Origin of the sequence: Burkholderia stagnalis (assembly GCF_902830275.1) — a bacterium.
GTDB lineage: Bacteria > Pseudomonadota > Gammaproteobacteria > Burkholderiales > Burkholderiaceae > Burkholderia > Burkholderia stagnalis.
This window is the reverse complement of sequence record NZ_CADESW010000004.1, coordinates 32,464-44,559: the sequence shown is the minus strand read 5'-3', so window position 1 is coordinate 44,559 and position 12,096 is coordinate 32,464. Positions and strand designations below refer to the sequence as shown.

The window sequence follows — 12,096 nt, the reverse complement described above, 5'->3', positions numbered from 1 at the left end:
GCGCATCGCGCGCCGGCGGCGGCCCGGTTCACCGGTGCGCCCTCGTTCGCGAGCCGGCGCGCATTTTTGACGCAAAGCAGAGGTGTCTGGATGGCTAACGTGACTTATACGGATACGCAGCTCCTGATCGACGGCGAGTGGCGCGACGCGGCGAGCGGCAAGACGATCGACGTCGTCAACCCGGCGACCGGCAAGGTGATCGGCAAGGTGGCCCATGCGGGCATCGCCGATCTCGACCGCGCGCTGGCCGCTGCGCAGCGCGGCTTCGAGCAATGGCGCCGGGTGCCCGCGCACGAGCGCGCGGCGACGATGCGCAAGGCGGCCGCGCTGGTGCGCGAACGCGCGGACGCGATCGCGCAGCTGATGACGCAGGAGCAGGGCAAGCCGCTCGTCGAGGCGCGCGCCGAAGTGCTGTCGGCGGCGGACATCATCGAATGGTTCGCCGACGAAGGCCGGCGCGTGTACGGCCGGATCGTGCCGCCGCGCAACCTCGGCGCGCAGCAGACGGTCGTGAAGGAGCCGGTCGGCCCGGTCGCCGCGTTCACGCCGTGGAATTTCCCGGTCAACCAGGTGGTGCGCAAGCTGAGCGCCGCGCTCGCGACCGGCTGCTCGTTCCTCGTGAAGGCACCGGAGGAAACCCCGGCGTCGCCGGCCGCGCTGCTGCGCGCGTTCGTCGACGCGGGCGTGCCGGCCGGTGTGATCGGCCTCGTATTCGGCGATCCGGCCGAGATTTCCGGCTACCTGATCCCGCATCCGGTGATCCGCAAGGTGACGTTCACGGGCTCGACGCCGGTCGGCAAGCAGCTCGCCGCGCTCGCGGGCCTGCACATGAAGCGCGCGACGATGGAGCTCGGCGGCCATGCGCCGGTGATCGTCGCCGAGGACGCGGACGTCGCGCTCGCGGTGAAGGCCGCCGGCGGCGCGAAATTCCGCAACGCGGGGCAGGTGTGCATTTCGCCGACGCGCTTCCTCGTGCACAACAGCATCCGCGACGAATTCACGCGCGCGCTGGTCAAGCATGCCGAAGGGCTGAAGGTCGGCAACGGGCTGGAAGAAGGCACGACGCTCGGCGCGCTCGCGAACACGCGCCGGATCGCCGCGATGACGTCGGTCGTCGAGAACGCGCGCGCGGTGGGCGCACGGGTGGAGACGGGCGGCGAGCGGATCGGCACGGAAGGCAACTTCTTCGCGCCGACCGTGCTGGCCGACGTGCCGCTCGAGGCGGACGTGTTCAACAATGAACCGTTCGGCCCGGTCGCGGCGATCCGCGGCTTCGACCGTCTCGAGGACGCGATCGCGGAAGCGAACCGCCTGCCGTACGGTCTCGCGGGCTATGCGTTCACGCGCGCGTTCGCGAACGTCCACCTGCTCACGCAGCGCCTGGAAGTGGGGATGCTGTGGATCAACCAGCCGGCAACGCCGTGGCCGGAAATGCCGTTCGGCGGCGTGAAGGATTCGGGCTATGGGTCGGAAGGCGGGCCGGAGGCGCTCGAGCCGTATCTCGTGACGAAGTCGGTGACGGTGATGGCGGTTTGACGACGGGTTGAGCGCAGTGAGGCCGCCGCTTCCGCGTACCGGGGCGGCGGTTTTTTTGGGGGGCGCGTTGACCTGTGGCGAACCTCAGCGGGTCGGCAAAATGCCCTCAAAGACGCCTCTCACCGCGCGCTGCTGGTCGGGAGGCAGATTTCCGTAGGCTGGCGGAACAGCGCCACATTGGGCGATCTTCGCGTTTGCGACCTTTCCTTTCGCGACTGCCCATTCGGCCGACAGATTGCCTTCGAATGCCATGCCGAAGGGGCTATTGGCACCTGCCGCCTGGCCCCAACCGTTCACCATCATGGTTTCCTGTGCGCCGCCCCACGCGATCGGGTGCTTGCCGTTCTGCGACTCGCGGCGGTTCTGGCAGGAGCCGGCATTCGGCACGCAGTGGCCCCCGATGATTTCCTCCGGCGTGGCCTTCTTCAAGTCGGCCAGGTCCATCAGCATGTAGTTCTCGAGATTGACGAGATAGTCGCGATTGCTTTCGGCGATCAGGATCGCCGCCATCGCGTTGCCGAGCGCCTGATCGTTCGCGGCGATTCCGCTCAGGCCGCCCGAGTAAACCGTCTTCATCGCCTTGAGCAGGTCCGCCGGCTTCCTGTCTTTGGCGGCCTTGGCGAACATCGTCGGGTAGTCGCTGGCGAAACACGTGCTCGGGTTCCCGTTCGAGCGTCCCCAGAAGTGAATGTAGTTCGAGTATTGCCCGCCCCCGCACTGGCGATAATAAATGGCCTGGTTCATCGAGAAGAACTGACTCTGGTTTCCCGCTCCCGCGCATTGATAGGCCGCGAGCCGCAGGAACTTCAACGGACCCACGACATTGCCGAAGTAGTTGAGGGTGCCGGGACCCGCCGCAGGAAGGTGATCGTTCGCCCCGTCGCAACGTTTCGGGTCGGGCGGGGGCGTTACCGGCGTCAACGGCGTATTCCCGGCGGCGAGGACGCGCGCGTTTGCGACCCTGAGCGCGCCTTCGCGCAACACATCCGACGTCACGTAGAGCGGCGCTCCGCGCATGTCGACGGCATAGCAGGCGGTCGCCCCCTGCGCGTGCGTGGCAAAGGAAAGTGCGGCGGCAAACGAACATGCGGCGATCCCCAGGGTGCCGCCGATACGGTGACGATCGATATCCATGAACGCGCTCCAGTGATTTCGTGGATGGGAGAGGGCCCGCGAGTGGGCATGTGTCGACGATAAGCAGGCGCACGCAGACGGCCTATGGGCCGAAAGCGCTGCTTGACGTCATGGGATGAAGGACACAGGAGGAAGGGACGCTCGGGGTGAGCTGTTGTGACCTGCCCGAGGAATGGAGGGGCGCCGTGCGTGAGTCACGCCTCGTTTGGCGTGCGGCCTGCGGCGCGAGACGGCCGTGGTCGGCTGCACCAACTTGCGCGTCGAACGAAAGCTTGATGACCTGCTTCGGGCACGTGAGCCGCGTAGCTGATTCCCTAAAAACACGGAAAGCATCGAAGCTGACCCGCAGCGAGAGTGCGCCGCCGCCCGCGACCACCGGGGCGGCGGCGTTCTTCTGCGTGCGAACGGCCGCCTCCGGGCGCCGGATGCACCGCCGCATTACATTCGGCTGACTATACTTGAAGCAGTCGTCCCGGCTCAGGCGGCGGGCTTTACGCGGGACAGCAGTTGGGGCGAGCCTGCCCGGTGGAGAAGTCCATGTTCAAGCACCTGCTCGTACCGACCGACGGATCGGATCTTTCCGTTGCGGCGATCCAGATGGCGGTCGCCCTCGCCAAGGAGCATCAAGCTGCTGTCACCGCAGTGCACGTGATGCCGGAATTTCACGTTCTCACATACGAATCGGAAATGCTCGGCGACTCGAAAGAGCGGTTCATTCAGGTCGTCCGGCAACATGCCGAAGCCTATCTCGCGACAGTGAGCGTCGCCGCCGCAGAGGCGGGCGTCGCCTGCGAGACCGTGGCGGTCACGCACGACCGCCCCTATGAAGCCATCATCAACATTGCCGCGCAGCGGGGGTGCGACCTCGTCGTCATGGCGTCCCACGGCCGCAGCGGGGTACGTGGCCTGCTGATCGGCAGCGAGACCCAGAAAGTGCTCACGCATTGCAGCATCCCCGTGCTGGTGGTCCGGACTGTCCGGACGGTCCAGACATCGACAGCGCCTCAGCCACACAGCGAGGAGACGGCGGGCGCAACGAAGGATGCATCGTCGCAGTCATCAATTCGGCCGTTCGTTTCGCTGTGAATCCGGGGGAAGGCGATTCGCACGGGCCCGCTTGTCGCGGGCCCGTGCGTGCTGTTGCCGTCGGCCCGCCCGGCGAAGATCCTCGTGGCGAGGCGTTCATGTCCGGTCCGATCGAATGGCCCGGACGAAGTTGATGTTCCATTCGGAATCCACTACAACACTGACAATTGAGGTCGTGGTTCCAGACCGGCCGCACGGTTGGATGCCGACGCAACAAGATTTCGCACACTTCGTTCAACCGGGGCGCCTGGCGCCAAGGAGGAGTCGTGAGTCTCGTGATCTCCGGTCGCATCGTTCCCCTCACGCGCGACGGCCACGTCGCATCATCCGAGAAGGACGCCTTCCAGGGCAAGGTGTGGATCGGCGACGACGGACGAATCGAGCGCGTCACGCGCGGCAATGCGCCCGGCCCCGGGAACGGCTTCGACAGGGCGGCCGTGGTCGACGTGGGAAGCAGTCTGGTTCTGCCGGGCTTCATCGACCTGCACAGCCACCTTGCGTACGCGACCTTGCCGCTCTGGACCGAGCCCGGCCGCACGCAGCCGTTCCTGCATCACGACGCCTGGCCGTCGGCCAGGACCTACGCCGGCGACATCACCTGGCCGGCGTATGCGTTCATCGAAGCGGCGCCCCGCGAGCTCCTGGCCTATGCCGAGGTGCGGGCGCTGATTGGCGGTACGACCAGCATTCAGGGCTCGCCGCCGAAGAATCGTCCGCTGGGCGGCTGGCTGGTGCGCAATGTCGAGGACGAGACCTTCGGCGGGAATGTCTCGTCGAACCGGGTACTGGCATCGACGCTCACGCTCAAGCCGGAGATGCTGGCGAAGCGGTCCGCGCAGATGAAGGCGGGCGCCAGCTTCATCTACCACTGCGCGGAAGGCCAGGTGAACTCCATCGTCGAAAGCGAGTACCAAAGCGCACGCAAGTGCGGCTGCCTGCAACCGGGGCTGGTCGCGATCCACACGAACGCCGTCAACCCGGGCGACTACGACGCGTGGACCGAGCCCGGCACGATCGTCTGGTCGCCGTTCTCGAACCTCTGGCTCTATGGCAGCACGACCGACGTTCCGTCCGCGCTGGCGCGGAAGATCCCGGTGTGCATCGGCTCCGACTGGGGGCCGTCGGGAACCCGCAACGTGCTCGGGGAGGTCAAGGTCGCGGCGCTGGTGAGCAAGCGCAACGGATGGAAGCTCGCGCCGTTCGACCTCGTGCGGATGATCACCTGCGTGCCCGGGGACGCGCTCGTCGGCCCCTGGTCCGTCCAGGCCGGGCGCCTGCAGCCGGAAGCGCTCGGCGATGTCGTGATCATCCAGGCCGGCCAGGCGGCGGAGCCGTTTTCGACGGTGCTCGCGGCCACCGAGAAAGACATCCGGCTGGTTGTGGTCGGCGGCCGTCCGCTGTACGGAAACCCGGATCTCATGAAGGCGGCGAAGGCAACGTTCCCGTCGCGCCTGGACATTGCCGGAACGAAGCGAACCCTGTCGATGGCGAAGTCGGAGAACGCGTCTCAGCCCTGGGCCTTCCAGGATGTGCTGGCCCGGATGGAGCAGGTGCGGGCCGACCCGAAGAAGGCGATCGACGCCGCCAGGAACGCGTTCGCTGCGAGCCGTACGACGAATGACGCGCCGCGTTTGCGGCTGGCCCTCGACATGCCGACGGGGAAGGTGCCCATCGGCGGCCTGCCCAAGGATCTCGGCGAAATCGTCGTTCCGCCGATTCAGCCGCTCGAACACGACGCGGCTTTCTTCGCGTCCATCAAGGGCAGGGGTTTCCACGGCGGACTGCTCGACGGGCTGGGCAAGTTCTATTCGTGAGTCGATCACGTCGACGCGTTCGTCGCGAGCGGCGCGGCGCCGATATGCCCAACCGCCCATACAGGACAACCATGGCAATCAAGACACCGTCGTTACTGAAGGCGCAGACGGGCGAACTGCTGAGCGAGCGGGCCAGCCTGCTGAAAGTGAGCCACGCAAAGGTGCCGTCGGCGGCCGACGGGCACCTGGACGCCTCCGACCGGGAAGTCGTGGTCGACGTCCTGCTGACCGCCATCGGCGGCGCGTATTGCCACCTGCTGCAAAAACGCGCCGGCTACGCGAACGATCCGGTGCAGGCGCTCCAGTTGCTGCGCACGCATGCCGCGGACATGAGCGAGGCGGAATTCCACATGATCGTGACCGGCATCATCGTCGACCTGCGTGACGCCCACACCGTCTACGCGGGGCCGAAGTCGCTCGCGGACGCCGTCGCGCGGCTTCCCTTCCTGGTCGAGCAGTGCGGCCGGAGCGATGCGCCGTCGTTTCTCGTCACGAAAGTCGGACGCACCGCGCTCGTCAAGGACCCCGGGTTCAGGCCCGGCGTGTGCCTCGAGACCTGGAACGGCGTGCCGTTCGAGCGCGCCGTTGCCATCCATGCCGATCGGGAAACGGGCGGGCGGCCGGACGCCAGGCTCGCCCGCGCGCTCGAGTCGCTGACGTTCCGCTCGCTGCAGTACGGCCCGCCTCCGGACGAGATGTGGGTGGACATCGGCTACCGGGAGCGCGCCGGCAAGCCGCTGCGAGAGGTGCGCATACCGTGGCGCATCGTCTGGCCCGGCCGGGCCGCCGGCGGTGTGCGCCCGGGCGCGCACGCGGCGCTCCGCGTCGCCGTGAGTCCCGCCGCCGAGCAGGTTCGGCGGGCCAAGAAGCTGATGTTCTCCGGCAGGCAGTGGCGGGCCGAGAACCAGCGTCGGGAGATGGCGCGGGAGGCCGGCTGGCTCAGGACGCGTTTTCCCGACGCGCTGTCCGCGAGGCTGGTCCGGACGAAGGCGCTGGGCGACATCGGCTACCTGCGCATCTGGACATTCGATGTCGAAGACCACGAGGCGTTCATCGCCGAAGTGACGCGCCTGCTGGAGCAATTGCCCGACGTCGGCCTCGTCGTCGACGTCCGCGGCAACCCCGGCGGCCTCATCTGGGCGGCGGAGCGCGTGCTGCAGCTGTTCACGCCGAACAAGGTGTCGCCGACGCGGTTCAGCCTCGCGGCCACGCCGCTGACCCGCGCGATGGCGAGGAGCGCCTTCAACCGGATGGAGCTCGAGCCGTGGATCGCGTCGCTCGAGTCGGCCATCTCGACGGGGGAGGCGTATTCGCAAGCGCTGCCCATCACCGATCCGTCGTGGTGCGACGACGTGGGGCAGCGCTATGGCGGCCCGGTCGTTTGCGTGGCCGATGCGAATACGTATTCGTCGGGCGATCTGTTTTGCGCCGGCTTCGTGGACAACGAGATCGGGGCGCTCGTGTGCGTCGGCCAGGCGACGGGCGCAGGCGGCGCGAACGTCTGGACGAGCCAGGATCTGGCCGACGCGCTGGAAGGCACGGAGTTCGAGCTTCCCCGGCTCCCCGACGGCGTGAGCTTCACGATGGCGTTTCGCCGGGCGGTGCGCTGCGGCGATGCCGCCGGCGTGCCCATCGAGGATCTGGGCGTCGCCGGCATTCCGTATGCGATGACGAAGCGCGATGTCCTGGAGGGCAATGCGGACCTGATCGACTACTGCGCGCAGGTGCTGGCGGGCGCACCGCGAACCAGGCTGCAGGTGGCGCTCGCGAAGTCCGACGTGATCGTGACGACGGCCGGACTCGACGAGCTCGAGGTATACGTCGACGGCAGGCCGGTTGAAGCGGTGCGCCCGATCGTGGACGGGGTCTTGAAGATCGTTCGCCCGACGGCCGGCAGGATGCTCGAACTCGTAGGCAGGCGGGCCGGCGTCGTGGCTCAGCGCCGCCGGGTGCCGATCGCATAGCGTCTCGGGAGGTCACGACAGGTTACGGCTATCGTGCGGGTATAGTGCTTGTCTGCCGGCACTCGGGGGCCCGCGACATTCGCACCTACTTCTTGCACATGCTGGCAGTATCGAGCAGACGAGCCTCTGCCGATTGCCGCGGATACTGCCAACTGGCGTCATCGACATAGGCTCGAGTCTCGGGCTTCCCGATCTGCCGCGTCTGCCTGTCCTGCTCCGCACGAGGGTCAAGGACAGCCGGGCGCGCTTTCAGCTTCCTTGGGGCGCGCAGTTTGAGGCTGATACGGCTTTCGTGAAATGGGGGCGACTGCCCTCCAATAGTGGATTCCAGTTCCCAATGTTCATCCAACACCTGCCTGAAGCACTTCCAACCAATCTGTGTGCCGAGTTGCTCGAGTACGCGCGCCAGCGGGCTTTCGAAGCGGCGCCGGTCAACCTCTATGGCGAGATACAGCGCCGGGAGTCCGTGCGCAACAACGATCGGCTCGAATGGGACAATCCTGAACTCGCGACACGACTCGAAGCCCATCTTCTTAAAGCGATGGGAAATGGCTTTCCTCGTCTGCTGGACGGGATGCGCTATGTGGCGACGGGCAGCCATTTTCGCTTTTACCGCTATCGGGTGGGGCAGTATTTCAAGCCCCATCGGGACGGGTCACACCAGGGCGAGCAGAACGAAAGTCTCGTTACCGTGCTTTTCTATCTCAATGACGCCGATGGCGGGGAAACGGTACTGATGCCCTATGGTCCGCGTGAGCAGTGGGCCTATCAACCGATTTCGCCACGCGCGGGGGATGCGCTCCTTTTCGAGCATCGCGTATGGCACGAAGGCAGGTCGGTCAATTCAGGCGAGAAGTATGTGCTGCGCACGGACCTTTTTTACACCGAGCAGATCAACGGCATCGACAGCTAACGATGTACCGGGCCGCCCGGTACCGCACTGCAGAACTCGTCTTCAGCGACCGTCACGCGACAACGGATCTGCCGGCATTCTTCAAAGTGATCCGGATTCGCGACGAGACGAACCCGTATGCGAATCAAATGATCCTGGTTCGCCCTGATTCGTACATCGCCGCGTCTTCTTCGCTTTCCGGCGTCTCTCCGATCACGTCCTATTTCGACCCATCGTTCACGGCGTCCAGCGATAAACGTTGATGCTGTTGCCCTTCACGTGGTTCTTCGTCACCACGTACTCGCCCGTCGACCGTCGGTAGGCCCGGATGCTGTACATCGCATCGATCGCGCTGCTGGTATCCACGGTGCTGCTGCTGGTGTTGACCAGCGTGGCGTCGAGGTTGCCGGTGGTGAGGTTGAATGCGTCGACGTTCGGCCGGGCGGGCACGTTGCCGCCGAACCAGTAGCCGACGAACAGATGGTTGCCGGCCGCGTCGATCGACTTCGCGCCGGTCGCGGGCAGCGTGATCACCGGATCGGGCGCGGTGGTGTTGCCCGCGCGCCAGCCGTGATACACCTCGATCCGCGTGCCGATCGCAGTCCAGTCGTTGCTGCCGACGATGCCCTGGCCGAGCACCATCGTGTCGCTGTCCGCGAGGTAGATGATGCGCGTCAGCGGCTGGACGCTCGCGGGAACGGGCGTCGGCACGCCAGGCTCCCATGACGGCTTGCCGTTCGCGTCGAAACCGGTCAACGGGTAGTGATAGATCGAACCGGTCTTGTCGAGGCCGGCCCAAACGTCCCCCTTGCTGTCGAGGCTGAATCCGCTCGAGACGCGCAGGTTCGTATTGAACGCAGGCCCCGGAATCGACGCATCCGGAATGGCGATGTAGCCGTTCGCCGCGTTGAAATGGAAAAAGTAGTAGATCGGCGGGTTCTGGCCGGCCGCCACGAGAATCCGGTGCGCGCCGACCGACGTGAGCAGCCCGAAATGCTCGTCGCGCTGCACGTCGTTCATGTCGATGCGCGGGTCCGACGGGTATGTGAACGGGTCGACGGTGTTCGCGACGAAGGTGCCGCCCGCGGTGCCGCCGTAGATGTGCGTGCCGCCATAGAACAGCGCGCCGTCCGTGACCGGGTCCGGCGCGGCGATGCCCTCGAAGTTGAGCGACTGCAGCGTCCACTGCAGGTTGCCGGCGCTGTTGTACGCGTGAATGTCGGTGGCGCCGTTGCGGCCGAGATCCCAGCTGCCGCCCCACGGGTTGTTGAGCACGTAGAGGTTGCCGGCCGCGTCCTTGCCGATGCCGGCGACGCGGGTGAAGCGCTGCGCGCCGACCTGGCCTTTGATGCCCGTCGTGGCGTCGAGATAACCGCCCCGTACGCCGAAGGTGCCGGCCAGCGCCGGCGTGCCCGATACCGTGTAGCGCTTGATGTTCATGTCGGGGCCTTCGTCGCCGACCAGCAACTGCTGCGACGACGCCTCGAAATAGAGCGCCGACGGCTGCGACCCGGCGGGCATCCGGATCGTGTTCAGCGGCGTGCCGGACGGGCCGAAGCCGACGATCGTGCCCGCGCTTTTCTGCGCGACCCACACGTTGCCTGCGCCGTCCACGGCGAGCGCGCCGGGGCTCGACACGCCAAGGTCCCGCTGCCATACGCCGGCGGTGGTGAAGACCCGCACGCGGTTGCCGTAGAAATCGCTCGCATAGAGCAACGCGCCTGCCGTGGCGAGCCCGGTGACGACGTCCACCCGCGGCTGGTTGGTCGACGCGCTGACCTGAATGAGCAGGTCGCGCGCCCTGGTGGCGCGGTTGTAGCGTCCCACCGCGCCGGTGCCGTAGCCCTTGCCGGCTTGCAGCGCGACGAAGATCGACGCGGCGTTGCCCGTGATCGCGCTGCCCTGGAATTCCGCATGCGTGCCGATCGAGCCGAGGCTCTTGCGGTTCTGGTAGATCGCGACGCCGCCCTCGTATTCATCCCACATCGACGCCGTATAGATCACGCCTTCGGGCGCGACCCACATCGCGCGCGCGGTGTTGCCGACGTGCGCGTCGAGCGTGCCGTAGGTGTTCGCGATCCAGTCGGTGGTGTTGGGCGCCGCATGGCTCGCGGGCATGATCGTCGCGAGCGCTGCGGCGAGCAGCACGGCATGCATTCGTTTTTTTCCCGCCATGTCCGATGGGCTCCTGAATGGGGCAATCATTCACATGAGTCGATGCATGACGTCCAGCATACCGTCGGCATGTGACAGGACGCGCATGCGTCGCGCGGCCGCTCAATGCCGGCTGCGCCCGCGATAACTTTCCACTTCCGCGTCGTAGGCGGCGAGGAACGCCTTGCCGAACACCGATGCGAAATCGTCTTCGATCGCGAACACCGTGTCGCGATGCGTCGCCGCGTAGCGATCCCACAGCCGCGCCTTGTACAGCACCGGCACGCGCTTCGCATACCACGGCGGCGCGTCGTCGCGTTCGCGCAGGCGCTGCGGCGAGAAGCGCGTGAGCAGGTCCATCAGCGCAGCGCGCATGCCGGCGACCATGCCGATCTGGTGCGCGTGCAGATCCTGGAACGCATCGCTCACCGCGCTCTGCGGCGACATGAAGCCCGGCAGCGGCAGCCCGAACATCTGCCGCAACACCGCGCCGCCGTCCGGCAGCAGTTTCAGCGGATTGTTCTCGCGGTCGAGCAGCATCGTCATGTGCGCCTTCACCTCGCGCTTCAGGATGCTGCGCGACGACAGCAGTTCCACCGTGCCGTTCGCGAACAGCGCGAGCAACTGGCCGGCGATGAATAGCTGCTCGGCCGACCATTCGTGCGGCTCGGCGGCGGCGTCGAGTCCCGCGCCTTCGAAGAATGCACGCAACAGTTCATCGGGCGCCGCGGATTGCGGCACGTGCGCGGCGGGTGGCGCATCCGCCGTGCGCGATGCGTCGTCGTCGGGGCGCGTCGATGCCGGTTGCACGCGCATGTGCTGCGTCCATTCGGGCGCATGGTCGGCCTGCGTGACGTGCGCGAAGGCGGGCGGGGCCGAATCGCGTGCGGTGTCGTGGCCGGCGTCGGCCGGCGAGGGCGCATCGCTCGACGGTTGCGCGAACAGGTCGAGCGGATCGGTCGACAGGTGATGCAGGTCGTGCGGCGCGGGCGCGTGTTGCGGCGCGTTGGCGCGGCCCGCGGGCCGTTCGGCGTCTGCAGCAGCGCGCGTGCCACGCGGCGCGGCATCGCCAGGCGCCTTGCCGCGCGCGAAGCGGTCCTGCAGCAGGCCCCACAGCCGGTTGCCGGCACCTTTCGGGTCGGCGTGCGGCCCGGACGGCATGTCGACGGTCGGCCGCGCGGCCGCCTCGCGTTCCGCGCGCAGCACGTACGGGCCGATCCGGACGATGTCACCGTCCCGCAACGGCCGTTCCTGCGCATACCCGATCGGTTCGCGGTTCACCTCGATGGTCGATACGCTGCTCAGGTTCTTCAGCAGGCACGCATCGTCGCCGACCTGCAGCAGCGCCTGCAGGCGCGAAACCTGCCGGGAGTCGTCGCGCAGCACGAGGTGATTGTCGCTGTCGCGGCCGATGGTGCCGCCCGGCGGGCGAAACACCACGGCGTCGAAATGGCCGTTGCCGACCGGTTCGCCGGCATGTTCGATCACGATCAATTGCATGTCATGCGTCGCTCGA

Annotated in this window: 9 protein-coding genes; 6 read left to right on the top strand and 3 right to left on the bottom strand. The window is 66.9% G+C overall.

Translation table 11 applies throughout. The features are described from left to right. Positions 1-90: 90 nt before the first annotated feature. Entirely contained in the window at positions 91-1,536 is a 1,446-nt protein-coding gene (locus HWY45_RS09315) for an NAD-dependent succinate-semialdehyde dehydrogenase (RefSeq protein WP_059564046.1), read from the top strand. 84 nt (positions 1,537-1,620) lie between these two features. Here the strand turns inward: HWY45_RS09315 and HWY45_RS09310 are convergent, their stop codons facing one another. After that, positions 1,621-2,670, bottom strand: coding sequence for a hypothetical protein (locus HWY45_RS09310; RefSeq protein ID WP_059885914.1), 1,050 nt, complete (start codon positions 2,668-2,670; stop codon positions 1,621-1,623). Between the two features lie 537 nt (positions 2,671-3,207). Here HWY45_RS09310 and HWY45_RS09305 point away from each other — a divergent pair. The 5 genes from HWY45_RS09305 to HWY45_RS09285 all read left to right on the top strand — a co-directional run bounded on the left by HWY45_RS09305 (position 3,208) and on the right by HWY45_RS09285 (position 8,689). Further along, on the top strand, positions 3,208-3,756 hold the full coding sequence (locus tag HWY45_RS09305; RefSeq protein WP_059886203.1) for a universal stress protein: 549 nt from the start codon (positions 3,208-3,210) through the stop codon (positions 3,754-3,756). Positions 3,757-4,022: 266 nt separating this feature from the next. Then, a complete protein-coding gene (locus HWY45_RS09300) occupies positions 4,023-5,570 on the top strand; it encodes an amidohydrolase family protein (protein ID WP_150999209.1) in 1,548 nt (515 codons plus the stop codon). A gap of 71 nt (positions 5,571-5,641) precedes the next feature. After that, positions 5,642-7,534: a S41 family peptidase gene (locus HWY45_RS09295; protein WP_059885912.1), complete on the top strand. Its 1,893-nt coding sequence runs from the start codon at positions 5,642-5,644 to the stop codon at positions 7,532-7,534. 337 nt (positions 7,535-7,871) lie between these two features. Next, on the top strand, positions 7,872-8,447 hold the full coding sequence (locus HWY45_RS09290) for a prolyl hydroxylase family protein (RefSeq protein ID WP_155631915.1): 576 nt from the start codon (positions 7,872-7,874) through the stop codon (positions 8,445-8,447). A 2-nt stretch (positions 8,448-8,449) separates the two neighbouring features. Further along, complete coding sequence (locus HWY45_RS09285) at positions 8,450-8,689, top strand: hypothetical protein (RefSeq protein ID WP_059885906.1); 240 nt, start codon at positions 8,450-8,452, stop codon at positions 8,687-8,689. On the opposite strand, the gene HWY45_RS09280 is transcribed toward HWY45_RS09285, so the two are convergent. Then, a complete protein-coding gene (locus HWY45_RS09280) occupies positions 8,664-10,601 on the bottom strand; it encodes an SMP-30/gluconolactonase/LRE family protein (protein ID WP_059885904.1) in 1,938 nt (645 codons plus the stop codon). The two genes, HWY45_RS09285 and HWY45_RS09280, sit on opposite strands and share 26 nt — an antisense overlap. Before the next feature lie 102 nt (positions 10,602-10,703). Then, the gene (tagH, locus tag HWY45_RS09275) at positions 10,704-12,080 is read right to left on the bottom strand and encodes a type VI secretion system-associated FHA domain protein TagH (protein ID WP_059885902.1); all 1,377 of its coding nucleotides are present in this window, start codon (positions 12,078-12,080) and stop codon (positions 10,704-10,706) included. Positions 12,081-12,096: the final 16 nt, after the last annotated feature.